The sequence below is a fragment of the Actinomadura sp. 6N118 genome, assembly GCF_044326415.1.
In the GTDB taxonomy this organism is placed as follows: Bacteria; Actinomycetota; Actinomycetes; order Streptosporangiales; family Streptosporangiaceae; genus Spirillospora.
Map to the genome: position 1 here is coordinate 193,762 of NZ_JBIRAZ010000012.1, position 23,495 is coordinate 217,256.

Consider the following 23,495-nt stretch of genomic DNA (forward strand, 5'->3'; position numbering starts at 1 on the left):
CTGGTCACGGGTGCGCCTCCCCGCCGCGCACCGGAATGACCGCGCTGACCAGGAATCCGCCGGACGGGCCGGGCCCGGCGGTGAGCCGCCCGCCGAACGCCGCCACCCGGGCGCGCATCCCGGCGAGCCCGGCACCCGCGCCCGGGACGGCGCCCGCAGGGCCGCCTGCGGGGGTGCCCGGATCGTTCTCGACGGTCACGACGACCTCCTCCGCGCCGTACGCCAGCCGGATCCGCACGGCCACCGCCCCGGCATGCTTGATCACATTGGTCAGGGACTCCTGGACGACCCGGTAGACGGACGTCTGTACCGCGCCGGACAGGTCCGCCGGCGGCGGCCCGGTCTCCGTCTCGAGCCGTAGCCCGGCGCGCCGCGCGTCCGCGAACAGCCCGTCCAGATCGGCCAGCGTGGGGGCCTGCGCGTCGTTCTCGTCAGGGCGAAGCAGGTCCAGCATCAGGCGCATGTCGTCCAGGGCCGCACCGGCCGAACGCGCGATGTGCTCCAGCCCGCCCGCCGCCCACTCCGGCTCCTCGGCCACGCTCAGCCGCGACGCGTGGGCCTGGACGGCGATCGCCGTGAGGTGGTGGCTCACCGTGTCGTGCAGCTCCCGGGCGATGCGCGCACGTTCCTCGACCACGGCGCGCCGCGCGTTCGCGGCCTGCTCATGCCGGAGCCGGTCGGCCAGGGCCCGGAGCAGGGCCGTCTGGTGGCGGTTGCGGTGCACCATGACCCCGAGCCACCAGATCCCGGCCATGACGGGCGCCGCACCGAGGACGTCGGTCCAGTCGTCGACGTTCCCCGCCAGCAGTACGGCGCCGACCCAGAGTTGCGCGGCGGCGAGCGCGGCCAGCGATTTCGGCCACCGGGCATACCGGGCGCCGCTGTAGACGGCGAGGCCGGCTGCGGCGTCGCCGACCAGATGCCACCCCAGTGCCCACATGCCCACGTCGGCGGCCAGCACCGCGAGGCAGGCGGCGATGGGAAACCTGCGCCGCACGCCCAGCGGGGCGATCACCGCGGCGGCGACCAGCCATACGACCGGTGAGGCGTGCTCGGACACCAACTGAAGGACGGCCGCGCCCCCGAGCCCCGCGACGAGGATCGCATCGAGGCGAGCGGCGTTCACGGCGGGGATTCTATGGTGCCGCGCAGGCCGGATCCAGGGAGCTCGCCAGCCAGGCTGTGTCGGCAATCGACAACGCCCATCTCCCTGACGCACGGATCCTCCGAGACGCGGTCGGCCCGATCGGCGGCTCGGCCCGCCGCCTCTTCGACATGTGGTCGAGTGCGGTGCCCGTGACGTCATCGCCCCCGGAAAGCCGATGACTTCTGTCGTTGGTTGACCCTTGGGGCTGCTCCTGCACGTAGTGCTGGGTGAGCGTGACTCTCGCCGACGAGCTGAGGAGCCGACGTGAGCCTGGATCCGGCCTACCGTTACCACGACGACCCTTGGGGTGATCGCGCTCGTACGGCTACGCGCACGCTCGAAGCCCCGTGGCAGGGGGACCCGCGGGTCGGGGACCCGCGGGTCCCGCAGTTCCCGTATGTGGGCGAGACCGGTCGGCGCCGAAATCAAGGATCTCGTGGGATTCTCGTCGCCGCTGCCTTGATCTCCGCTTTGAGCGGTGCCGTGGCGGGTGTCGGCGGCGCCGTCGCCACAGGCCTGGTGGGAACGAAGCAGGCGGAGTTCTTGGGAACGGGGCGCCCGGTCGAGGCGGAGGCGGGCTCAGACGCGGTGACGCAGACCGGGGACCTCCGGAGCGCGGCGGCGAGAGTCCAGAAGAGCGTGGTCTCGATCAACGTACGCGGCGGTTCAGGTCGTTCGACCGGCTCGGGTTTCGCGATCGACCGTCAAGGCCACATCCTGACCAACGCCCACGTAGTGGAGGGCGGACAGACGTTCGCCGTCATGCTGCCGGACCGCACGAACGTCCCGGCGCGTCTCGTCGGAGCCGACGCGGCCAACGACATCGCGGTGCTGTCGGTCGGGACGACCGCGAGCCCGCCACCGCTGGTCATGGGCCGTTCTTCGAGCCTGCGCGTCGGCGACCAGGTGCTCGCGGTGGGCTCGCCTCTCGGGCTGGCCGGGACCGTCACGTCCGGGATCGTCAGCGCCGCCCAGCGTCAGGTGTCTCTCGGCAACGGCAGGCGCCAGGCGGCCGTGCAGACCGATGCGTCGATCAACCCCGGCAATTCCGGCGGTCCACTGGTCAACACCCGCGGACAGGTCATCGGGGTCAACACGGCCATCGCGACGCTGGGACAGGGGGCGGACGGCGGTGGGTCGGGCTCGATCGGAATCGGCTTCGCCATTCCGGCGGAACGCGCGAACGCCATCGCACAGCGCATCATCCAGTAACACCATCTGGACCAGCACGCCCCCCGTCGGCACGGCGCTGGCCTCGCGTCAACGTGCCCGTAGGCCTTCCCGCGCGGCTTGGACCTCGGCTGCATGCTCACCGATCCAGCTCATCAGCTCGTGCAGAAGCCCCGTGAGGCCCTCGCCGAGCTGCGTGAGGCCGTAGCTGACCGTCGGCGGTGTGGATGGGTGCACCGTCCGCACGATAAGGCCGTCCTCCACCAGCGTGCGCAGCGTCTGGGACAACATCTTCTCGCTGATGCCCTCGATCTTGGCGCGGAGCTCTGAGAACCGAAGGGGCCCGTCGCGCAGGCCGGTCAATATCAGCGTGGCCCACCGGCTGGTGACGTGGTCAAGGACCGCACGGGCCGGGCAGTCGACATGAAATACGTCACTCATACCCCTGACCGCCTTCTCCTCATCTGGAAACGGGCCTTCAGCTCAGGAGCTTACCTAAAGGTACGTCCTTACCAACAGTAAGCCACATTCCGTACGGTCGGCGGCGACGAACCCCGACACGGAGGTGGCACATGAACCAGGTCGCTCTGATCACCGGCGCGAGCCGCGGGATCGGCGCCGCGACGGCGGCCCGGCTGGGCAGGCGCGGATACCACGTGATCGTCAACTACCACCGCAACGAGGCCGCGGCCCGAGCCGTGGTCCAGGACATCGCGTCGGCCGGAGGCACGGCCGAGGCCATTCAGGCCGACATCCGAAATCCCGCCCAGGTGGCCGACCTCGTCGCCGCCTGCACCCGGCTCGACCTGTTGGTCTGCAACGCCAACATCGCGCCCACCTTCGCTCCGCCTAGCGTGATGAGCTGGGCGGACTTCTCCGAGAAGGTCATGGGTGAACTGGCGGCCGTCTTCCACGTCACCCAGCGGGCACTCGCGCTGATGGGCCGGCAGCGGTCCGGCCGGATCGTGTACGTCTCCAGCGTGATCGCCGACGTGACCATGCCGGCCGCTGTCTCGCACGCCACCGCGAAGGCCGCACTCAACACCTTCGCCAGGCAGGTCGCGGCCGAGGCCGGTCACCACGGCATCACCGTCAACACCGTCGCCCCCGGCATGGTCCGCACCGAGGCGTCCGCCGCCGCGCGAACCCCGGAACGCCAAAAGCTGCTCACCAAGAACTCGGTACTCGGCCGCGTGACCGAACCGGACGACGTCGCAGCCCTCATCGCCGCCCTTGCCGACGATGGCTTCCACGCCGTCTCCGGCGCCCACATCCCCATCGACGGCGGCTTCCAGCTACTGAAGCCGTAGGCATCCTCAACAATGTCTGGGCCGACGGAAAGTCTCCCGGCGTAGGCATAGCGATGGTCGTCTGGAGGCGTCTGAGGGGGACAGCAATTCGGAGGTGACGATGGATGCCGCAGCTGAGCGACATTTCCGTGAGTTCGTGGAGACGAGGTCGGCCGCCCTGATGCGCCTGGCGTATCTGCTCGCGGGAGGCGACCAGCACCTGGCAGAGGACATTCTGCAGGTCGCGCTCACCAAGACGGCCGCGCGCTGGGCGAGCATCGACAACCCGGAGCCGTACATCCGGCGCGTGATGTACACCCAGCAGGCCAATACGTGGCGGCTCAAATGGAGACGGCGCGAGACGCAGGTCCCCGTCCTGCCCGACGAGTCCAGGGATGACGACACGTCGGCAGTGGACGTCAAGCTCACCGTCCGGAGCGCCCTGGCCCGCATCACTGCCAGGCAGCGGGCGGTGCTGGTGCTGCGCTTCTTCGAGGACCTGCCCGAAGCGGAGGTCGCGCGGATCCTCGGCTGCAGTGTCGGCACGGTGCGCAGCACGACACATCGCTCGCTCGCGCGTCTCCGTGAGTTGGCCCCCGAACTGAACGACCTGAAAGCCGTCAAGGAGGTCCAGCGGTGAAGCCGGAAATGATCGTCAAGAGCGCGTGCGAGGAATGGGCCGCGGAGGTGCGGGTCCCCGGCGACCTCGCCGACCGCGCGTTGCGGGGACGCACCCGGCGACGTTCCTTCAAGCTCGCGCTGGCTGGAGGGTCGACCGCACTCCTCGTCGGGGCGGCGGCCGTGGCCATCGTCTCCGGCGGTGGTTCGGCACACCCGCGGCAGGTGGAGCCCGCGTTCGAACCTGTGTCTCTGTCGTCGGACACGACGCTGCGCACGGATCCGGACAGCGCGTTCCCGCGCCGCCTCGTCGCCGCCGGGCGCATGGCCGTGGCCGCCTACTACACCCGCCACGAGCGCTCGATCAACGGTCAGCGGATGCGCGAGCGCACCTGGCACCTGTACAACCCGTCGACGGGCGTGTACGAGCAGACGCGCTGGGCGTATGCCAGCGTCGCACCCGGCATGAAGCAAGCGGCCGTGCTGCAGGGCCCCCTGCCCGCCTCCCGGGTCGGGGTGCTCGACATGAAGACGCAGAGAGTCACTCGCTGGATCTCGGTCGACCGGCCCGTCGGGGGCATGGCCTGGGCACCGGACGGACGCCGGTTGCTCCTGACGGCCTACGACAAGAACCCTGACACGGAGGCGCTCCCCGGGATTTCATCAAGAACCGGCTACTACGTTGTCAACAGCATGGGCGAACGAGGCGCGTTCCACCCCATGCCCGCTCTTCGCAGCAACCTGGGCCCTCGGCAGGACATGGGATGGAGCCGGGACGGCAAGCTGATCTGGGCGCCCACCGCGACCATGCCGACCAAGGTCTTCTACAACCTGGACGGTGAGCAGCAGCCCGCGCCGGCGCACGAGGCCGACTACGAGGAAAGGGAGGAGGCCGGGCTGTCCCCGAACGGCACCCTGCTGCCCAAGTTCGGGCCGAAACCCGGCCCCGCCGTCACCGTCACGAACGTGGTCACCGGTAAGAAGGTGGCGGTTCTGCCGATCGAGCAAGCCAAGGCCTGGGCCGATGACGGCCAGCTGTTCGCGATCGGATGTGACCCGAAAAAGTGCAAAGGCAAGGGCGAATTCCGCAATCGGCTGCTGCTGGTGACCCTGCAAGGGAAGATCACGCCTCTCACCGGATATCGCCGATCCGACCGGGACGGCGCATGGGTCCCGGTGTTCACCCGCCGCTGAGATTGGCGACGCGTAGTGGGACTGCCAAACTTCGCAGGAACTCCGCCAATCTGATCACCGGTACTCGGCAATTGGCCCATCCGACCTGTTGACTGACCCCGGCTCCCGCATCGAGCAGAATAGGAGACCGATGAAGTCTCGCAGTTTCCGGATGCTAGGAGCGGCGATCGCCGCATTGATGTTCACAATGATGGCTACAACCGCTCACGCACAGGCCGCCTTTCAAGACGGCAAGCCCGTCAACGAAGAAGACGGGTTCTTCAGGTATATCGATCCGGATGTGCTGAAGAAGATGCGCGCGCAGGAGCCGTTGACCAAGGCGGCCAGTGTGCTCCGCTGGGAGGTTGAAAAGAGCGGGTACGCGGGATACGCCGATATCGCCCTGGAAGGGAACGGCGTCGCGCTGCACTGGAAGGGCGATGTGCCAGCCACGATGAAGACGGCCATGAGCACCGCCGGCGCCCCGGTACGTGTCGTACCCGCCACCCACTCCCAGGCCGATCTGCGAGCCGCCATCACACCGATCTACGAGTACATGAAGAAGCATCCAGGCGGCCCCGTCCACAGCGTCGGGATCAAGCAGGACGGCAGCAGCATCGAGGTGGGAAGCGCCACCGCCGACCTCCAAAAGGTCGCCGCAGATCTCCCTAAGTCCAACATCCCGGTCAAGGTCGTACGCAAAGAAGCCCCTCAGATGACCAGTCGTCTGGAGGACAGTGCCCCGTACTATGGCGGGGCCCGCTTCCGCAACCTGACCAAGGGCGGCTATTGCACGTCGGGTTTCGGCGTCAAGAACGGCGCCGGAACCGAGTTCATGCTGACCGCCGCCCACTGCTACACCGCTCCGGACCAAGTCGGCACGTATGACTCCCGCAGATACATCGGTACTGCCAGCCACGAGGCTTACTGGCATGACCTCATCATGATTCCAACTGACGCCGGAACCAGAATCTACGACGGCGGCGTGGGCTCCGGAGAATTCTCCAAGCCCGTGCGCGCCTGGGACTGGGTCTACACCGGCGACTACCTGTGCATCTCGGGATCCGTCAGCGGTGTCGTCTGCAACATCATCCAGGGGAACGGCTATACATTTGCCTACTGCGACTGGGACTCCGACGGCGACTGGACGTGCATGAACGACCTGCTGCTCGCCTATCAAAATGACGGAAGGGAAGCGTCCCAACCCGGTGACAGCGGCGCGCCGATCTTCGGCCTCAGGAGCGACGGAGTGGTCGCCAAGGGAATCCACAGCGCCAGCGGCGGACGCTCCGTTATCGTCTACCAGGACTTCGGTACGGCCTGGCGTGATTTCAACATCACCGTGAATTACTAGGACCGGTGAGCCGGCCTCCTACAACGCAGAGTGAAATCAGCTGAACGCAGGCCCGGTCCTCGGCGATTCGCCAGGACCGGGCCATCGCGCCCTCACATGAGGCCCCGAGGGGGTGCCCGCCTGGCCACCTCGAACGCGACGCCCCAGAAGACCGAGTTCAGCGCCAAGAGCCCCACATAGCTGAGTGCTATCGCTGATCCGGCGCCGCTATAAAGCGGGTTCGTTTCGGCCCCTTGGATAATGCCGGGGCCAGGCTCCTCCCAACCCGACAGCCAAATCCCGAGAAACCACGCAGCCGGAACACACGCAACGGCTGTCACCGACCATCCCAAGACCCCAAGAACCACAAGCAGGCAGCCCGCGCCGCGCCTGGACGTCATCTTGGCCATTCCCGCGAGTTTGCCACACCCCTCAGCGGGCCACCGCCCGCTCGGCTTCGGGCCGCTGGCCATGCACAGCGTCGCCGTCCCGAGAAAAAGAGGGAACAGCGGGGCGTCGCCGTACCAAGTACCGGATGTCAATTGTCCGCTTGAAGGGAGAAACCGCCGGTGGCGACGAGGAACCCGCTCGGTGCCGAGGAGGTGTCCGACGATGCGGCCATTGGTGCGTCGGTCGCGGCCCCGGAGAGGTTCGCCGAGATCTTTCATCGGCATTGGGAGGAGATCCACCGCTACGTCTATCGGCGGCTGGGCCCGGAGGACGCCGAGGACGTCAGCGCGGAGGTCTTCACCGTGGCCTTCCGTGGCCGCGCGCGGTACGACCTGACGCGTGCGGACGCGCGGCCGTGGCTGTACGGCATCGCGACCAATCTGATCGGCCAGCACCGCCGGGCCGAGCGGCGCCGCCATCAGGTGCTCGCACGGGTGAACGCCGAATGGGTCACACCGTTCGAACAGATGGGAAGCAGGATCCCAGCAACCTCGCTGTCCGCCGACTCGGCGGAAGAGGCCGCGAAGCGCCTGGCCAGGCCATAGGCCGATCACCGGACACATGCTCGATCGGCGTTTGATCGAGGGAGGGGTGTTTGGATGGGGCGAGCTGCATCGTTCGGCGAGGTGGCGGTGGAGGCTGCTCGCGAGGCGGCTCGCCGGGTCGGTGTGCGGGCCCAGGACTTGGAATTGCTGCGGGTGGGTGACCGGGCGGTGTTGCGGTTGGACGGTGGGTAGGTGATCGTCCGTGTGGGCCGGAGCCTGGACCTGTGGGAGACGGCTCGCCGAGAAGTGCAGGTGGCTCGCTGCCTGCATGCCGAGGGCCTAGGGTCTCCGATCTGGCTGTCCGCCATGTCCAAGGCGGTGCACTTGTGGGGAGAGGTGTGAAGCACCGCATCAGGTCCAACCTGGAACACCGGCCGGTCTAGGCCTGGAAGGTGTCGCCGGTATGGAGGGGTGGCTCGGATTCGACGTGTTCGGCCTCTTCGTCGGTGAAGAGGCGCGAGCGGATCAGGAAGCGGACGCCTTCCGGGGCCTCCAGGGAGAAGCCGCTGCCCCGGCCCGGGACCACGTCGACCGTCAGATGGGTGTGCTTCCAGTACTCGAACTGCGACGCGCTCATCCAGAACGGGGTGCCGTCGGGAAGCTCGCCGAGCAGGACGTCGGCCGCGCCCACCATGAACTCGCCACGGGGGTAGCACATCGGGGAGCTGCCGTCGCAGCAGCCGCCCGACTGGTGGAACATCACCGGCCCGTGCCGTCCGGCCAGGTCGGCGAGCATGTCGGCGGCCGCCTGGGTGAGCGCGACGCGTTCCACCATTAGAAGAAGCCGAGGCGCTTGGGGGAGTAGCTGACCAGGAGGTTCTTGGTCTGCTGGTAGTGGTCGAGCATCGCCCGGTGGTTCTCGCGGCCGATTCCCGACTGCTTGTAGCCTCCGAACGCGGCGTGCGCGGGGTAGGCGTGGTAGCAGTTGGTCCACACGCGGCCGGCCTTGATGGCGCGGCCCATCCGGTAGGCGGTGTTGGCGTCGCGGGACCAGACCCCGGCGCCCAGGCCGTAGAGGGTCTCGTTGGCGATCTTGAGGGCCTCGTCGGGTGAGTCGAACGTGGTCACCGAGACCACGGGGCCGAAGATCTCCTCCTGGAAGATCCGCATGTCGTTGCTGCCCTTGAAGATCGTCGGCTCGATGTAGTAGCCGCCCTCCAGGCCGGGCACGGTGCGGGGGCCGCCGCCGGTCAGGACCTCCGCGCCCTCCTTACGGCCGATGTCGATGTAGGAGAGGATCTTCTCGTACTGGTCGTTGGACGCCTGCGCGCCGATCATCGTGGCGGGGTCGAGCGGGTCTCCGGTGACGATCGCCTCCGTGCGGGCCAGGCATCGCGCCATGAACTCGTCGTAGATCGAGGCGTCGATCAGCGCCCGGGACGGGCAGGTGCACACCTCGCCCTGGTTGAGCGCGAACATCACGAAGCCCTCGACGGCCTTGTCGAGGAAGTCGTCGTCGGCCGCCATCACGTCGGCGAGGAAGATGTTGGGGCTCTTGCCGCCCAGTTCCAGCGTCACCGGGATGATGTTCTGCGACGCGTACTGCATGATCAGGCGGCCCGTCGTGGTCTCGCCGGTGAAGGCGATCTTCGCGATGCGGGGGCTGGCGGCCAGCGGCTTGCCCGCCTCGACGCCGAAGCCGTTGACCACGTTCACCACGCCGGGCGGCAGCAGATCGGCGATCAGCTCCATCAGCAGCATGATGCTGGCCGGGGTCTGCTCGGCCGGCTTGATGACGACGCAGTTCCCGGCCGCGAGCGCGGGGGCCAGTTTCCAGGTGGCCATCAGCAGCGGGAAGTTCCAGGGGATGATCTGCCCGACCACGCCGAGCGGCTCGTGGAAGTGGTAGGCGACGGTGTCCTCGTCGAGCTGGCTGATCCCGCCCTCCTGTGCGCGGATCACTCCCGCGAAGTAGCGGAAGTGGTCGACGGCCAGCGGCAGGTCGGCGGCCAGCGTCTCGCGCACAGGCTTGCCGTTCTCCCACGACTCGGCGACCGCGAGGCGCTCGAGGTTCTCCTCGATGCGGTCCGCGACGCGGTTGAGGAGCAGTGACCGTTCCGCCGCGGACGTAGCGCCCCATTTGTCGGCGGCGGCGTGCGCGGCGTCAAGGGCCAGGTCGATGTCGGCGGCGCCGGAACGCGCCACACGCGTGAACGTCTGCCCGTCGACCGGGCTGGGATTGTCGAAGTACTCGCCGCTGGCCGGCGGGACGAACTCACCGCCGATGAAGTTGTCGTAGTGGTCGGCGAACGAGACGACGCTGCCCTCGGTGCCCGGCTTGGCAAAGACCATGGGTCCTCCTCGGTGGGGTGAGCCGATGCGATGAAGGCCACGATGCGCCGGGGAGGTTGTCGAAAGGTTGCCGCGGAGATCGGCCGGTCAGCCGCGGAGGGCGGGTCAGCTGCGCGGAGACCGGCCGGTCAGCCGCGCGGTGGGCGGCTCAGGCGCGGAGGGCGGCGTCAATGCGGGCGGCCGTGATCCCACGGCGGCCGTCCGACGGAGCCAGCAGCCGGTGCCCATGCTCGTGGATCTCCAGGTCGTGCCGGTGCCGGTCGCCGTACTCCAGCGCGTGCTCGGGTACGGGCGAGGCCAGGACCGCCTTGCGGACCGCGACCTCCAGGTAGTCGCGCCAGCGCACGATGCCGGGGGCCTCGGACTCGGGCAGCAATGGGCCGGTGTAACGCCGTACGGCCATCGTGGTGTCGCCGCGGGCCAGAGCGTCCAGTACGGCGGACGCGTCACAACGGACCGGTTCGGTCAGCACGTAGTGCCGCTGGGCCAAGGATCCGCCGAGCGCGCTGCGCAGGTGAGAGACCTGCGCCTTCAACGAGGAGACGGAGACGTGCCGGTCGCCATGCAGAGCCTCGCGCAGCTGGTCGGGTGTGAAGCCGTCCGGCTCCAGCGCCAGTAGGGCGAGGATCTCCAACTGCCGAGGGCGCAGCGGCAGGGCGGCGCCGTCCCGTACGGCCCGTCCGCCGCCCAGGCACTCCAGCACGACGCGCGGCGCGGACAAGGCGGGCGACAGCACGGTGGCCGGCAACCGGGCCAGCCGGTCCTCGATGCCTGCCACGAGCGTCCGTACGGTCGGCATCACCATCGGGTGCGAACGATCCCAGGTGCTGGACAGGTCGAGCACGCCCAGCAGCCGTCCGTCAGGAGCACGCAGCGGCGCGGCATAGCAGACCCAGCCGTGCAGCGCCTCGACCAGGTGCTCGGCCGAGAACACCGTGGCCGGGCGGCGGTCGCGCAGCACGAGCGCGGGGGCGTTGGTGCCCATGGCGGTCTCGTCCCACCGGCCGCCCGGCGCGAAGTTGACCTGTTCGGCGCGGTGCCGCATGACCCGCCCGCCGTACGTCCACAGGATCGTGCCCTCGGCGTCGGTCACAGCCGCGACGAACCCCGCGTCGTCGGCGATGGAGCGCAGCTCGCCGGCCATATCGCCGACGGGCCCGGCCAGCGCCGACGTCTGCCAGCGGTCCACCGCGCCGGGGTCGGCGGGCGCGCTGTCGCGGTGCGGGTCGACCACGATCCGCGACCGGTCCCACGACGCGGCGATCTCGGCGCGCAGGTCCGGGTCGGGCGGCCGCACCGGGGAGCCGCCTCCGTCCACTAGCCGGCCCCATTCGCGGACCAGCCGCGTCCGCCGGTCACGCAGGCCGTGTGGCGCCATCGGCTTCCTCCCGCCCGGCGATCGTCCGGAGGCCGGACTCTTGAACGAAGCGGCATCGCGCGAGTTCCTCGCCCGGCCGCAGCTGAAGGAGCAGGGTCACCCCGCTGGCCAGACGGTACGGCTGGGACACGACCAGCGCTCCAAGCGACCGCCGCAGGCGCGACACCTCCGCCCGTACGGTCACGACGTGCTCCGCGTCCCCGTACAGCGCGCGGCTCAGCGCCCCCGCCGTCAGGCCACCGGGCGCGGCCATATGCAGGAGCAGCAGGATCTCGGCGTGTCGATTGGTCAAGGGGCACCGCCAGCGCGAGTCGCCCGCGTGAACGTCGAGGACCGGCGTGCCGGTCAGGTCCAGTTCGAGCACCATCGGACGGTCGCGCGACGACGTGGGCCGGACGAGCCACCCGTCCGGCAGGCGCTCGGGCACACACAGCCCCAGGCCGGGGACGGCGAGCGCGTGCCCTGCCTCCGGCGCCGCGATCCGTGCGGTCGCGGCCACTCCCGAGCTGTAGGCGACCCAGCCGTCGTCGTCGACCAGGAGCATGGGCTCGGTGGTCGTGGCGAGCAGTGCCGCCGCCGAACGCCGCAGCCGTTCCAGGCGCTGCGCGTGGTGGTCGCGGATGCGGGCCTCGGCGAGCCGTGTGGCGGTCTGCACGAGGGCACCGATGGCAGGGTGCAGGGTCAGTGCGGGCCCGCTGACGTCGATGATGCTGAGCATGGCGCCGGTACGCGGGTCGTGCACCGGTGCGGCCGTGCAGTACCAGGGATGCTGTGCCTGCTCGAAGTGCTCGGCCGAGAACAACTCCACCGGTGCCGCCTCGGCGAGCGCGGTCCCGATGGCGTTCGTTCCCACCTTGGCCTCTGTCCACGTCGCGCCCTCACTGAACCCCAGCCGGTCGGCGCGGCGGCGGACGGCGGAGGCGCCCTGGCGCCACAGGATGACCCCGTCGGCGTCGGTGATCACCATCAGGTTGTGTGAGGCGTCGGCGACGGACCCGATCAGGAGTCGCAGCTCCTCGATCATCTGCCCGAGGGGGGACGCGCCGCGCCGCCGGGCGACCTCGTCGGCATCGAGCGGGTCGCGCAGGTTGGTGCCGTCAGGGTCGAGGCCGAGCCGCATCACCCGCGTCCACGACCGCGACACGACCGCGCGGGGCCGCAGCGGCGGCGCGGACTCGCCACCGATCACGGCGTCGTGCACGCGGACCAGCTCGCGTGCGTAGTCGGGCAGGCTGGTCCCGGGGTGGACGGCTCCCTGCACGCGCACGACCTCACCTTCCCGCAGCGTGAACGGGTGATGACCGCAGCATAGGTCGTGCCTGTGACCGTGGCCACACGTCAGCCTCGGACCGTTCCATCACCCATGCAATCCGCTGCAACCCTTGCCGCCCGTGCAGACCCGGCATGTGATCGGGGTTGCACCTCGTCGTCTCACCGAGGCCGCAGGGCCCAGAAGGGAAGAGGCAGATGACTGAAAGCACGGCACCGGCGGCGCAGGTCAGCGTGCCGCGAGCGCGTGTGGAGGGCTGGCTGGCCGACTTCGAGGCCGCTCTGGCCGCCCGCGACGTTCCTCGGGCCGCGGCCCTGTTCGCGCCCGAGAGTTACTGGCGCGACCTGGTCTCGTTCACCTGGAACATCACGACCGTCGAAGGCCGCGACGGCATCGCCGACCTGCTCAGCGCCTGCCTGGCCGGCGCCGATCCACGGGAGTTCCGCACCACCGAAGAGCCCGTCCAGGCCGACGGCGTGACAGAGGCGTGGATCACGTTCGAAACGACGACCGGGCGCGGTGTCGGCCACCTGCGCCTGACGGACGAGGGCGCATGGACGCTGCTCACCACTCTGCGCGAGTTGAAAGGCCACGAGGAGCCGCTGGGCGAACGGCGGCCGAAGGGCGTCCAGCACGGCATCGTGCGGGGCCGCAGTTCGTGGGCCGAGGAACGCGAGAAGGAGACAGCGCGGCTCGGTGTCGATGAGCAGCCGTACGTCGTGATCATCGGGGCCGGCCAGGGCGGCATCGCACTCGGCGCCCGCCTCCGCCGGCTCGGCGTGCCCGCCCTCGTGGTCGAACGCAACGAACGGCCCGGAGACTCGTGGCGCAAGCGTTACAAGAGCCTCTGCCTGCACGACCCGGTCTGGTACGACCACCTCCCGTACCTCCCGTTCCCCGACAACTGGCCGGTCTTCTCGCCCAAGGACAAGATCGCGGACTGGCTGGAGATGTACGTGCGGGTGATGGAGATCCCGTGCTGGACCCGCTCCAACGTCACCGCCGCGTCCTGGGACGAGACGGCCCGGCGATGGAACGTCCGCGTCGATCGCGACGGCGAGGAGGTCACCCTGACGCCGCGCCACCTGGTCTTCGCCACCGGCATGTCCGGGAAGCCGAACATGCCGTCGTTCCCGGGCATGGAGGACTTCCAAGGGGACCAGCATCACTCGTCGCAACATCCGGGCCCCGACGCCTACTCGGGCAAGAAGGCCGTGGTGATCGGTTCCAACAACTCCGCGCACGACATCTGCGCGGCCCTGTGGGAGCACGGCGCGGACGTCACGATGGTGCAGCGCTCCTCCACCCACGTCGTACGGTCCGACTCGCTGATGGAGATCGGGCTCGGCCCGCTCTACTCGGAGAACGCGGTCAAGGCAGGCATGACCACGGAGAAGGCCGACATGACGTTCGCGTCGCTGCCATACCGGATCATGCATCGTTTCCAGATCCCGGTGTACGAGCAGATCAAGGAACGCGACGCCGATTTCTACGCCCGCCTCGAAAAGGCCGGCTTCGCGCACGACTGGGGCGACGACAACTCAGGCCTGTTCATGAAGTACCTGCGGAGGGGCTCCGGCTACTACATCGACGTCGGCGCGTCCGAACTGGTGGCCAACGGCGACATCAAAATAGCGAGCGGCCAGGTCGAGCGCCTCACCGCACGCTCGGTCGTCCTGTCCGACGGCACCGAACTTGAGGCGGACCTCGTCGTCTACGCGACCGGCTACGGCTCGATGAACGGCTGGGTGGCCGACCTCGTCGGCCAAGACACAGCGGACAAGGTCGGCAAATGCTGGGGCCTCGGATCAGACACGACCAAGGACCCGGGCCCCTGGGAGGGGGAGCAGCGCAACATGTGGAAGCCCACCCAACAGGAAGGACTGTGGTTCCACGGCGGCAACCTCCACCAGTCGCGCCATTACTCCCTCTACCTGGCCCTGCAGCTGAAAGCCAGATACGAGGAGATCCACACCCCCGTCTACGGCCTGCAAGAGGTACACCACCTCTCCTAACGAGATCGCCGGGGACTCCTCAATGAGGGCTCTCGATCGGTGATCAGCCCGTTGGCGGCTGCACAGGAGCTGCGGACTCCGGGGCTGCGCCGCCCTTCTTCCATCGTTCCCATGGCATCTGCCAGAAGCCCCAGCCGTTGTTCCATTCCAGCTCGCGGTCAGTGCCCGTGACGATCACGACGTCTCCCCGCTGGGCCTGCTGGTAGAACCACTTCGCGTTCTTGGGGCTCGCGTTGACGCAGCCGTGGCTGACGTTGCGTTTGCCTTGGTCTCCGACTGACCAGGGTGCGCTGTGGACGTACTCTCCGCTGTTGGAGATCCGGATGGCCCAGTAGAGATCCAGCTTGTAGTACTCGGGGTCTCCTTTGGGGATGCCGACCGTGGCCGAGTCGGCGACGACCTTGTACTCCTTGGACATGGTCAGGTGCACGCCGTTGGTGGTGGTGTAGGCGCGCTTGGTGGCCCTTCCCGCGCTGATCGGCGCCTTGCGCGTGACCTTGCCGTTGCGCTTGACGGTCATGGTGTAGGCCTTGGTGTTGACCGTGCTGATCACCTCGTCGCCCACGGCGAACTGGAAGTTCAGGTCACGGTCGCCGTAGGTGCCCTTGGCGGCGCGCACGCCGGTCAGCCGAGCGTTGACGGTGACCTGTTCGCCAGGCGTCCAGTAGCGGCGCGGCCTGTAGACGATCTCCTGACGGCTCGTCCAGCGCCATGCTCCCTCGGTGGTCTTGGACGCTTTGACCTGGAGGGCCCTCTCCACCTCGGCCTGGTTGTAGACCGGCCGGTTGAAGTTAAGGATGATCGGCATTCCCACGCCGACCTTCTCGCCGCTGGAGGGAGCCTGAGCGTCGGCGTGAACGGTCTGGGCCGGCTTCAGGGTGATGAACGAGGCGCGCCGGGTGGTTTGTTCGCCGTCACGGCCTTGCACTGTCGCAGCCACCTGGTGGGCGGTCCCGGGCGCCAGGGTCCAGCGAGACCGCCACACGGTTCCGTCCTCGCTGAGAACACCTTCGACGCTGCGGCCCTTGGCAGTGACGGTGACGTTCCGAATCTTGCCGTCGACCGCCTGGACTGTGATCGGGAGATCGGGCCGCACCGCTTTTCCGGTCGGTGCGATGGAGACCCTGACCCCGCCTTCTTTCGAGTTGCCGCCATCTCCGCCGTCGGATTGACATGCACCGACAAGGACGGCCATGACGACCCCTGCCGATGCTGGGGCCACTGCACGCATCCAGGGATTTCCGTAGGCCGAAAACCACATTCTTGCCATCCCAGGAGTAGGGAGAGGTGCGATCACGCCTACTGCTACTTCTAGTAGACGTGTGGGTGTGCGACGGTATCCGTCCCCTCAAGAGCTAGGCCTATTCACTCCGAGCGCCTGGAAGATATCTACGGCCCAACGTAGTAGCTTCCTGGAATCCAGGGATCCCTCTCTGCATCTCCAAGTCCTCGTCAACCTGAGGGCCATCGGTGGGCGCGGGTGGCGTGGCTCCCCAGGAGGGTGGCGTAGGTGATGGCTGCGACCAACAGGGTCTGCCCCAGTCCGGCACGCGGCCACAACCCGGCGGGTGAACGCGACGTACAGAAGCCCGCCCCGCCTCTGGCTGCGGCACGGTCAACCGCTGCACGACCAGATTCACGAGACCGCCCACAGGTGATGCCTGGATCGCCTATTCTGTTTGTCTACTAAGATAGATAGTAGACAAGCCTTCATTGGGAGGGGCGGAGTGCGGATTCCCAAGCGTCTCGATGCGAGCCTGGACTGGGTCGCACGGCATCTGGGCACGGCCGGGGTGGTGGTCGTGCTGGCGGCCGCCACGGCGTCGGTGACGTGGCACCCGCCGCTGGCCGCGTTCATTCTGGGTACGGGGCTGGGTGTCCTCTTGGTTCACCTGCGGACGGCGAAGCGCCTTACCAGGGCACGTTCGGAGGTCAACGACCTCTTGAGAGAGAACGGGAAGCTCCGGCATCGGAACACCGTTCTCACTAGCGGAGTCATCGCACGTGGCTCCCAGATGACGCAGAAGTTCGTGGCCATCCCCGACGAGGTCGACCCAGCTGTGGATCCGCAGCGGACGCTGCCTTTGCCTGACGCCGTCGAGTCCGGCGCCTCTGGGCCGGCTGGGAGCGACCCGGTAAGAGATTGATCGTCGTTCCGGAGTGATTACTGGCTCTGGTTATCTACGATGTTTCGTAGGAGACTGTTGTGCCTTCTGGTGTGGAAGTGAGTGAGCGGTTGAGATGCTCATCCTCTTGAAGAACCGTCGGATAGTACTGCTGCTGGTCGGGGTGCTGATAGCGGGCGCCATGGCGGTCGGTTTCCGGGCGGTGATGGTGGCGGGTGAGGTGCCGGGTGGGACTCGGGTGGCCGGCATCGCCATCGGCGGGCTGTCTGCGGCTGCTGCGGAGGCGAAGCTGGGCCGTGAACTTGCTGACGATGCCGAACGGCCGATCGCGGTGATGGTTGGGGAGCGCCGGTTCGGCGTGGTGCCGGTTGAAGCCGGGTTGGCGGTGGACGTCAAGTCGACGGTGGCCGATGCGGGAGGTGGGACGCCGTCTCCGGCTGAGCTCGTCCGGCCTGTTTTCGGTGGTCGGGATCTGCGGCCTCGGGTGAGGGTCGATGCCGCGAAGCTGAGGTCGGTGGTGGCGGGGATCGCCAGACAGGTCGACAAGCCCGCGCGGGAAGGGGGCGTTCGGTACGCGGGCACGCGGCCGGTGCCGGTGCTGCCCAAGCCCGGCAAGGAGATCGACCGTGCGGCGGCCGAGCGGGCGATCACCGAGGCGTTTTTGGATCCGCGTCCGCAGGTGGCGGTGTCGCCTCGGCCTACCGCGCCGACGGTGGCGACGGCGGAGGTCAGGCGGGTCGTGCAGACGGTGGCGCGAGATGCCGTCAAGCGTCCTCTCACGTTGACGCGCGCGGGCCGCACGATTTCCGTCCAGCCCGCTGATATCGCGCGCAACCTGACGTTCGTCGCGGACGGGCGAGGTTCGCTCCGTCCCGAATTCGACGCCGCTCCGGTGGCGCGGAAGGTCGGGAAGACGTTCGTCAAGGCTGCGCAGGCGCCCAGGGACGCCACGTTCGAAGTGGTCAAGGGCCGGCTGCGGCTGGTGGAGGCTCGGACCGGCCAGGGGATCGACCCCGGCAAGCTCGCCCCGGCGGTCAACAAGGTCATCTCCAGCGGCGGGGAGCGCACCGTTGCGGTGGAGCTCGTCACCACCCCGCCGCGGGTGAGCACCGAGCAGGCGCGTTCACTGGGGATCAAGCAGAAGATCAGCAGCTTCACCGGCCGGCATCCCTGCTGCGCTCCGCGCGTCAAGAATATCCAGACCATCGCCCGCATCGTGGACGGGCACATCGTCAAGCCGGGGGAGACGTTCTCGCTGAACGGGCTGGTGGGCAAGCGCGACCGCGCCCGGGGTTTCGTACCCGCGCCGATGATCTTGAACGGGCGTTTCGTCGACGATGTGGGCGGCGGGGTGTCGCAGTTCGCCACCACCATGTTCAACGCCGTGTTCTTCGGCGGCCTGCAGGACGTCCAGCACACGCCCCACCAGTTCTACATCTCCCGGTATCCGGCGGGTCGTGAGTCGACCGTCTCCTACCCCGAGCCCGACTTCCGGTGGCGCAACGACTCGCCCTACGGCGTGCTGGTCAAGACGTCCTACACCAGTACCTCGATCACCGTCACGTTCTGGAGCACCAAGCGGTACGACATCCAATCCCAGAGCTCGGCTCGCTATGCCGTCCGCAGCTTTGAGACCACGACCGACTCGGGGCCCAAGTGCATCCCGATGCCCGGCGCGCAGGGGTTCTCGATCGACGTCTGGCGCATCTTCAAGAAAGACGGCCAGGTCGTGCGCCGGCAGAAATTCCACACGGTCTACCAGCCCGAACCCAAGCTCACCTGCACCAACCAGGGATAGGCAAGCATTCTCGAACCAGGGATAGGCAGGCATTCTCGACAGCCGCGCCGGCCTGACAACCGAACTAGATCTCAGCCCGCCTCCTTGTGAAGACCCGGCTCGGCGTGCTCCAACCCGACTTGGAGCCGACGCCGTTCCACGGGCCGGGTGTTGTCATGGCACACCGGCTACGACGCGAATCTGACCAGGGTGATCCTGGAGGCACGTTCCGCAAGTCCGTGCGGGGCTCGCGCGAACGGTGCGAGGAGTGCCAGGCCCGCCAGGACCATCGCGCCCAGCGCGGAGGCGGTGGCCGCTTGCCACGCGAGGATGCCAAGACGGGGTGCCCGCTCCGTCCAGGCGCGGACCCGCAGCATCCCAGGGCCGAAGACACCGAGGACGACCGCATAGGCCAGCAGTGCGGCGGGAGCCGTCACTTTCCGCCCTCGGGCGGCACCACCTTGAGGGCGGTCCGCAACGCCTCCGCCTCCTCGGGCGACAGGTCGGAAAGGAAGTGCACGAGGGCGGCGGCCTGGTTGTCGCTGGTCGCCAGGGCTTCACGCATGAGCTTGGCGGTGTAGCCCTCCCGGGACCCGACCGGTTCGTAGATGAACGCGCGGCCCGTCTTCTTGCGGCGGAGCCACCCCTTCTTGTGAAGGTTGTCCATGACGGTCATCACCGTCGTGTAGGCGATCGTCCGCTCCCTCTTCAGGTCCTCCAGGACCTCGCGGACAGTGGCGGGGCGACCGTACGACCACATCCGGTCCATGACCACGGCCTCCAGATCGCCGAAGCGCTGACCCGCCATGCCCCACCCACCTTCACCGCACGGACTGCCTCAGGACCGCCGCGATACTACAGCTCATAGGAACCCGCGAGCGAGACCAAAAGGCGCCTGCGAGGCGGGCTGCCATACGGCCCGCCTCGCCGACTTTCATTGGCCTGTTACTGGGTTTGGGGGTTGAGGGTGGAGAAGCGGGCTCCGCGGATTGCGGGTCCGATGAGGTAGCTGTCGAAGCCTCGTTCGTAGCCGTTGCTGTAGACGAAGCCGTTGTACGGGTAGGCGGACCACAGGCCCTCGTCCGTCGCGGACAGCAGCGCGGGGTCGTAGTAGGCGATCTCCTTCGCCTTGGCGGGATTGGTGAAGTCCACGACGGTGACGCCGCCGGTGTACCAGGAGGCGACCAGACGGTAGCCGCGGGCGGTCTTCAGCACCTGGAACAGATGCGCCGAGCAGTAGGTGCCTTGCTTGCGGGGGATGTTGAACGTGCCGAGCAGCCTTCCGGTCTTGGCGTCGTGGAAGTACAGGCGCCCGGAGCCGCTGCCGTCGTCACACGTCTGGTTGATGGACTCGTCGCCGAAGATGACGACCTTGCCGTCCCAGGTGAACGCCGCCGAGTGGTAGAACTCCACCTGCGGTTGGTCCACCTGCCACTTGTAGCTCAGTGTTCTGGGGTTGCGCGGGTCGGAGATGTCCCAGAGCTGGCCGACGCTCGAACAGGCCGCGGCGGCCAGCTTTTTGGCCGGGTAGACCTGGAAGTCATGACAGCCCTGCATCGGGTTGAACGGTGCCGGCAGGAGGTTCCAGGTCGGGACGTTGACCGGCACGTACTTCAGTAGGCGCGCGCCCGCCGGGTTCGTGAGCGGCATCTCGACGATCGAGATCTTTTTGTGCAGCGGGTCCCACGGGTCGGTGGGGCTGGTGCGGGGCCCGCACGTCGGTCCTGACCGCAGCGGGTACGAGGCGACATAGAGGAGCACCTTGTCGCCGGCCGGGATTCCGGTGTGGGTGTGCGAGCCGCAGTCGGTGTAGACGGCGCCCTTGGGCTCGACCCGGGTGAAGCCGTCGGAGCTGGGCTTGGCCGCAAGGATCTGTTTCAGGCTGAAGATGCGCAGCCCTTCCCATGCGTTCTGGAACGGTGCTGCCGCCGGTCCGGCCGTGCAGCCGGTGCCGGTCAGCGGAGTGTCGACGGAGAGCACGATCGCGTCGCCCCAGATCGACACGTCGTTTTGAGGGCCGGGGCACCAGACGTCGCGCACGACCTTTGGCCTGGCCGGGTTCTTGATGTCGATGACGCGGAACCCGTTGTAGTTGCCCGCGACCGCGAGGTTGCCCTTGAACGCCAGGTCGGACTGGAAGTTGCCGCCCTGTGCCGGGTCGTTGAAACGGAACTCACTGGATCGGGGGATGTTGGCAAGGCGCCTTGCGTTCGGACTGTGTTCGTCCTGGCCTTGCACGGCGGCTCGGGCTGATGCGGCGTCTTGCGCGGTGGAGTCGATGCCGTTGACATGAGGCCGAGGCGGCTCGACCCGCGCAGCGCCGGCCCCTGGGATCGCCAGGGCGACGAGGCACGTCACTACGGGGATGGCCAGCAGGCGATGGACTCTCACACCTTCACCTCCGGGTGCATGGCCTGCACCACGGCGCAGCGGCCGAGACCAGCCTCAGAGGAACGCAGGCTCAGCACTGCCTCCTACATGTCGTAGGACACGCTAGGCGGGCATCGCTTGAATGTCGTGAAAGCGTCCGAATCTGGACGGACGGGTCTGAGCAGAACGTTCTCTGGTGACGGTCAGCGGAGCGGTGCCGTAGGCGTTGGTCAGCCGGATGCGGAGAGCGCGGCCTCCGGCGGTGACTGCCGGCCGCACCGGCCACCAGGTTCGGCTCATCGAAGGCGGCACTTATGGGATAAGTGCAGAGACCACCTGACTCTGGTGGTTATTGATGCAGGAATTCGGTCAACGGGTCTTGGGCCTGTTCCACCGCCAAAACGGCGGTGATCTTATCGATGATGACCTGCCCGCTTGTGGCCATCAGTGGAATATGTACCAAAATCGTCACTCGCGTGAAATCGATTGGAGTGACGAATGTCGACGATACCCATGTGGAGGTAGCGCCATGGCTGAGGAACGCCAAACCTACAAAGGGCGGGAGATCATTGTCAGGCCGCGTGCGGCCGGGGCCGCGCGCGAATCGGCGATGACTGAGCGGGCAGGGGCGGAGGCCGCAGAGGCGGAGCTCTATATCGACCAGGAGCCCATTTCTACCGTCCGTGACAGCGCGGGGATGTACGTCGCGGCTGGTTACGCCTACGACCCGCAGAACTCGCTCAAGGACCTCGGACGACGCATCATCGACTACCGCGAAGCGGCGCGACAGGGGTAATGACCATGGGGATACGGAAGAACCAGGCCATATTGACCGCGGCCGAGCGGAACGCCTTCGTCGCCGCGGTCAAAGCGCTCAAAGCCAGCGGTGCCTACGACACCTTCGTCGACCAGCACCTCACCGCCTTCATGTCCTCCCCGAACGACCCGGCGCATGGCGGGCCCGCTTTCCTGCCATGGCACCGCGAATACCTCGCCAGGTTCGAACGCGCTCTGCAGGCCGTAGACCCCACCGTGTCCCTTCCGTACTGGGACTGGACGGTGGACAACTCGCAGTCGGCGTCACTGTGGGACAGCGCGTTCATGGGCGGCAACGGCAGTGGCGGCAACGGGCAGGTCACCACCGGACCCTTCGCATTCTCGACGGGGAAGTGGACACTCACAGTCCTCGACTCCGGCGAGACCCGCAACTACCTGCGGCGGGAGTTCGGTGTCATGGGCAGACTGCCCACACCCACGGACGTCCAGACCGCGATCGGCGTTGTTCCGTACGACTTGGCGCCCTGGAACCGGAACAGCGATGTCAACACGAGCTTCCGGAATCATCTGGAACGCGTGATCCATAATCCCGGTCACATGTGGACCGGCGGGTCGATGATGAACATGTCCTCGCCCAACGACCCGGTCTTCTGGCTGCATCACTGCAACATCGACCGGCTCTGGGCGGTTTGGCAGCGGGCGCATCCTACCCGGGTGTACGTTCCCCCGAGCGGTACCTCTGGCGTGGTGGCTGGCCACAGCCTGGACGACCCGATGCCGCCCTGGGCACAAGAGTCCTCGCCGCCCACGCCGCGGAAGGTGCTCAATCACCACATGCTGGGCTACCGCTACGACGATGAGCCCCTCGCATTCGGTGCGACAGGGATCGATGCTGCGCTTTACTCCGGGGCCAAGTGTTACTTCTTCAAGGGCGATCAGTACATTCGCGTGACCCGGGGCGACACCGGACCCGGAACCGTCGACAAGGGCTACCCGGCGTCTATCTCCGGCTGGGGCTGGCCCTGATCAGAATCAGGCGGAATCGGTAAAGCCTGAGCCCTTCCCGCGCTGAGGTCGCCCATTTGCGGCCCCAGCCGTGGTCTCAGAGCGAGGTGCGGCGCCCCGATACGGCAGCCGTCGTGGCCGCCGTATCCGGGCGCCGACTGCTCAGTGGTGGTACTGGTGAACGACGGCGTGTCCCTTGCCTCGGCCGATCATCCATTTGTTGATCGGCGTGGTCAGCACGAAGGCCACCAGCAGAGCAAAGGCCAGCGCGCCCCAGAACAGGGGACTGGCCAGGCCCGCGTGCATCGCCCCCGGGACGGCGAGCATGACGCCGTTGTCGAGGATCTCCATTACGGCAATGGAGACCGTGTCCGCGGCCAGGGCGACGCCGACCGCCGCGCGGAAGCCGACGCCGGCACGAAGCACTCCGCGCATGGTCAGCGCGTACCCGAACACGAAGGCCAGAGCGACGGCGAGCGCCACGGTGGCCAGGTTGTTCAGTCCCAGTGCGGTGCCGATCACCATCCCCAGCACTTCGCCGATGGCGCAGCCGGTCAGGCAGTGTGCCGTGGCCTGCGCCGCCATTCCCCACGTCACCGTCGCGTTGTGGCCATGGGCCCCGTGATCCTGATGGTGATGGTCGTGGTGAACGGCCTCCTCGCCTGCGCTGTGGGCAGCCGTCTGGTGTTCATCTGTCGTCATGGCGAGCCTTCGCGTCGTGGGAACGGGCGACGAGATCCTACGTTCTGTAGGAGGTTTG

At 67.8% G+C, this 23,495-nt stretch carries 23 protein-coding genes; 12 read left to right on the plus strand and 11 right to left on the minus strand.

Annotated features, from left to right (window positions below):
* Positions 1–4: 4 nt before the first annotated feature.
* Positions 5–1,126: a sensor histidine kinase gene (locus ACH34W_RS29730; protein ID WP_395964418.1), complete on the minus strand. Its 1,122-nt coding sequence runs from the start codon at positions 1,124–1,126 to the stop codon at positions 5–7.
* A gap of 285 nt (positions 1,127–1,411) precedes the next feature.
* Here ACH34W_RS29730 and ACH34W_RS29735 point away from each other — a divergent pair, with 285 nt between their 5' ends.
* A complete protein-coding gene (locus ACH34W_RS29735; RefSeq protein WP_395964419.1) occupies positions 1,412–2,359 on the plus strand; it encodes a S1C family serine protease in 948 nt (315 codons plus the stop codon).
* A 48-nt stretch (positions 2,360–2,407) separates the two neighbouring features.
* Here the strand turns inward: ACH34W_RS29735 and ACH34W_RS29740 are convergent, their stop codons facing one another.
* Positions 2,408–2,758 (minus strand): winged helix-turn-helix transcriptional regulator, encoded by a 351-nt coding sequence (locus ACH34W_RS29740; RefSeq protein ID WP_395964421.1) that lies wholly within the window; start codon positions 2,756–2,758, stop codon positions 2,408–2,410.
* A 131-nt stretch (positions 2,759–2,889) separates the two neighbouring features.
* On the opposite strand from ACH34W_RS29740, the gene ACH34W_RS29745 reads away from it, so the two are divergent.
* The 6 genes from ACH34W_RS29745 to ACH34W_RS29770 all read left to right on the plus strand — a co-directional run bounded on the left by ACH34W_RS29745 (position 2,890) and on the right by ACH34W_RS29770 (position 7,917).
* The gene (locus ACH34W_RS29745) at positions 2,890–3,627 is read left to right on the plus strand and encodes an SDR family oxidoreductase (protein ID WP_395964422.1); all 738 of its coding nucleotides are present in this window, start codon (positions 2,890–2,892) and stop codon (positions 3,625–3,627) included.
* 100 nt (positions 3,628–3,727) lie between these two features.
* Positions 3,728–4,246, plus strand: coding sequence for a SigE family RNA polymerase sigma factor (locus ACH34W_RS29750; protein WP_395964423.1), 519 nt, complete (start codon positions 3,728–3,730; stop codon positions 4,244–4,246).
* A complete protein-coding gene (locus ACH34W_RS29755; protein WP_395964425.1) occupies positions 4,243–5,418 on the plus strand; it encodes a hypothetical protein in 1,176 nt (391 codons plus the stop codon). The genes ACH34W_RS29750 and ACH34W_RS29755 overlap by 4 nt, the downstream gene beginning before the upstream one ends.
* Before the next feature lie 130 nt (positions 5,419–5,548).
* On the plus strand, positions 5,549–6,751 hold the full coding sequence (locus tag ACH34W_RS29760; protein ID WP_395964426.1) for a S1 family peptidase: 1,203 nt from the start codon (positions 5,549–5,551) through the stop codon (positions 6,749–6,751).
* Between the two features lie 548 nt (positions 6,752–7,299).
* Positions 7,300–7,725 (plus strand): RNA polymerase sigma factor, encoded by a 426-nt coding sequence (locus ACH34W_RS29765; protein WP_395964427.1) that lies wholly within the window; start codon positions 7,300–7,302, stop codon positions 7,723–7,725.
* 54 nt (positions 7,726–7,779) lie between these two features.
* Positions 7,780–7,917 carry a hypothetical protein gene (locus ACH34W_RS29770; protein ID WP_395964428.1) on the plus strand — a complete coding sequence of 46 codons (138 nt, stop codon included), beginning with the start codon at positions 7,780–7,782 and terminating at the stop codon, positions 7,915–7,917.
* Positions 7,918–8,104: 187 nt separating this feature from the next.
* On the opposite strand, the gene ACH34W_RS29775 is transcribed toward ACH34W_RS29770, so the two are convergent.
* From ACH34W_RS29775 to ACH34W_RS29790, 4 genes are all read right to left on the minus strand, one after another.
* Positions 8,105–8,500: a DUF779 domain-containing protein gene (locus tag ACH34W_RS29775; protein WP_395964429.1), complete on the minus strand. Its 396-nt coding sequence runs from the start codon at positions 8,498–8,500 to the stop codon at positions 8,105–8,107.
* The gene (gene adh, locus ACH34W_RS29780; RefSeq protein ID WP_395964430.1) at positions 8,500–10,017 is read right to left on the minus strand and encodes an aldehyde dehydrogenase; all 1,518 of its coding nucleotides are present in this window, start codon (positions 10,015–10,017) and stop codon (positions 8,500–8,502) included. Before adh ends, ACH34W_RS29775 begins: the two co-directional genes overlap by 1 nt.
* A gap of 148 nt (positions 10,018–10,165) precedes the next feature.
* Positions 10,166–11,395, minus strand: coding sequence for a GAF domain-containing protein (locus ACH34W_RS29785; RefSeq protein WP_395964431.1), 1,230 nt, complete (start codon positions 11,393–11,395; stop codon positions 10,166–10,168).
* A complete protein-coding gene (locus ACH34W_RS29790) occupies positions 11,373–12,662 on the minus strand; it encodes a transcriptional regulator (RefSeq protein WP_395964432.1) in 1,290 nt (429 codons plus the stop codon). The genes ACH34W_RS29785 and ACH34W_RS29790 overlap by 23 nt, the downstream gene beginning before the upstream one ends.
* A gap of 200 nt (positions 12,663–12,862) precedes the next feature.
* Between ACH34W_RS29790 and ACH34W_RS29795 the strand changes: the two genes are divergently transcribed.
* Entirely contained in the window at positions 12,863–14,680 is a 1,818-nt protein-coding gene (locus tag ACH34W_RS29795) for an NAD(P)-binding domain-containing protein (protein WP_395964433.1), read from the plus strand.
* A 43-nt stretch (positions 14,681–14,723) separates the two neighbouring features.
* Here the strand turns inward: ACH34W_RS29795 and ACH34W_RS29800 are convergent, their stop codons facing one another.
* Positions 14,724–15,776 (minus strand): Ig-like domain-containing protein, encoded by a 1,053-nt coding sequence (locus tag ACH34W_RS29800; RefSeq protein ID WP_395964434.1) that lies wholly within the window; start codon positions 15,774–15,776, stop codon positions 14,724–14,726.
* 631 nt (positions 15,777–16,407) lie between these two features.
* Here ACH34W_RS29800 and ACH34W_RS29805 point away from each other — a divergent pair.
* Both ACH34W_RS29805 and ACH34W_RS29810 read left to right on the plus strand, forming a co-directional pair.
* Complete coding sequence (locus ACH34W_RS29805) at positions 16,408–16,827, plus strand: hypothetical protein (protein ID WP_395964435.1); 420 nt, start codon at positions 16,408–16,410, stop codon at positions 16,825–16,827.
* 106 nt (positions 16,828–16,933) lie between these two features.
* The gene (locus tag ACH34W_RS29810; RefSeq protein ID WP_395964436.1) at positions 16,934–18,604 is read left to right on the plus strand and encodes a VanW family protein; all 1,671 of its coding nucleotides are present in this window, start codon (positions 16,934–16,936) and stop codon (positions 18,602–18,604) included.
* A 167-nt stretch (positions 18,605–18,771) separates the two neighbouring features.
* On the opposite strand, the gene ACH34W_RS29815 is transcribed toward ACH34W_RS29810, so the two are convergent.
* The 3 genes from ACH34W_RS29815 to ACH34W_RS29825 all read right to left on the minus strand — a co-directional run bounded on the left by ACH34W_RS29815 (position 18,772) and on the right by ACH34W_RS29825 (position 20,974).
* Complete coding sequence (locus ACH34W_RS29815; protein ID WP_395964437.1) at positions 18,772–19,020, minus strand: hypothetical protein; 249 nt, start codon at positions 19,018–19,020, stop codon at positions 18,772–18,774.
* The gene (locus ACH34W_RS29820; RefSeq protein ID WP_395964439.1) at positions 19,017–19,391 is read right to left on the minus strand and encodes a BlaI/MecI/CopY family transcriptional regulator; all 375 of its coding nucleotides are present in this window, start codon (positions 19,389–19,391) and stop codon (positions 19,017–19,019) included. Before ACH34W_RS29820 ends, ACH34W_RS29815 begins: the two co-directional genes overlap by 4 nt.
* A 137-nt stretch (positions 19,392–19,528) precedes the next feature.
* Entirely contained in the window at positions 19,529–20,974 is a 1,446-nt protein-coding gene (locus tag ACH34W_RS29825) for an LVIVD repeat-containing protein (RefSeq protein WP_395964440.1), read from the minus strand.
* A gap of 508 nt (positions 20,975–21,482) precedes the next feature.
* Here ACH34W_RS29825 and ACH34W_RS29830 point away from each other — a divergent pair.
* A complete protein-coding gene (locus ACH34W_RS29830; protein WP_395964441.1) occupies positions 21,483–21,749 on the plus strand; it encodes a hypothetical protein in 267 nt (88 codons plus the stop codon).
* Positions 21,750–21,754: 5 nt separating this feature from the next.
* Positions 21,755–22,756 (plus strand): tyrosinase family protein, encoded by a 1,002-nt coding sequence (locus tag ACH34W_RS29835; RefSeq protein WP_395964442.1) that lies wholly within the window; start codon positions 21,755–21,757, stop codon positions 22,754–22,756.
* Positions 22,757–22,897: 141 nt separating this feature from the next.
* On the opposite strand, the gene ACH34W_RS29840 is transcribed toward ACH34W_RS29835, so the two are convergent.
* On the minus strand, positions 22,898–23,437 hold the full coding sequence (locus ACH34W_RS29840; RefSeq protein WP_395964443.1) for a DUF4396 domain-containing protein: 540 nt from the start codon (positions 23,435–23,437) through the stop codon (positions 22,898–22,900).
* Positions 23,438–23,495 lie beyond the last annotated feature (58 nt).

Coding starts and splice junctions, on each gene's coding strand:
- ACH34W_RS29775 (WP_395964429.1), bottom strand. CDS start 8,500: ATGGTGGAACGCGTCGCGCTCACCCAGGCGGCCGCCGACATGCTCGCC.
- ACH34W_RS29740 (WP_395964421.1), bottom strand. CDS start 2,758: ATGAGTGACGTATTTCATGTCGACTGCCCGGCCCGTGCGGTCCTTGAC.
- ACH34W_RS29795 (WP_395964433.1), top strand. CDS start 12,863: ATGACTGAAAGCACGGCACCGGCGGCGCAGGTCAGCGTGCCGCGAGCG.
- ACH34W_RS29745 (WP_395964422.1), top strand. CDS start 2,890: ATGAACCAGGTCGCTCTGATCACCGGCGCGAGCCGCGGGATCGGCGCC.
- ACH34W_RS29785 (WP_395964431.1), bottom strand. CDS start 11,395: ATGGCGCCACACGGCCTGCGTGACCGGCGGACGCGGCTGGTCCGCGAA.
- adh (WP_395964430.1), bottom strand. CDS start 10,017: ATGGTCTTTGCCAAGCCGGGCACCGAGGGCAGCGTCGTCTCGTTCGCC.
- ACH34W_RS29840 (WP_395964443.1), bottom strand. CDS start 23,437: ATGACGACAGATGAACACCAGACGGCTGCCCACAGCGCAGGCGAGGAG.
- ACH34W_RS29830 (WP_395964441.1), top strand. CDS start 21,483: ATGGCTGAGGAACGCCAAACCTACAAAGGGCGGGAGATCATTGTCAGG.
- ACH34W_RS29835 (WP_395964442.1), top strand. CDS start 21,755: ATGGGGATACGGAAGAACCAGGCCATATTGACCGCGGCCGAGCGGAAC.
- ACH34W_RS29820 (WP_395964439.1), bottom strand. CDS start 19,391: ATGGCGGGTCAGCGCTTCGGCGATCTGGAGGCCGTGGTCATGGACCGG.
- ACH34W_RS29750 (WP_395964423.1), top strand. CDS start 3,728: ATGGATGCCGCAGCTGAGCGACATTTCCGTGAGTTCGTGGAGACGAGG.
- ACH34W_RS29770 (WP_395964428.1), top strand. CDS start 7,780: ATGGGGCGAGCTGCATCGTTCGGCGAGGTGGCGGTGGAGGCTGCTCGC.
- ACH34W_RS29760 (WP_395964426.1), top strand. CDS start 5,549: ATGAAGTCTCGCAGTTTCCGGATGCTAGGAGCGGCGATCGCCGCATTG.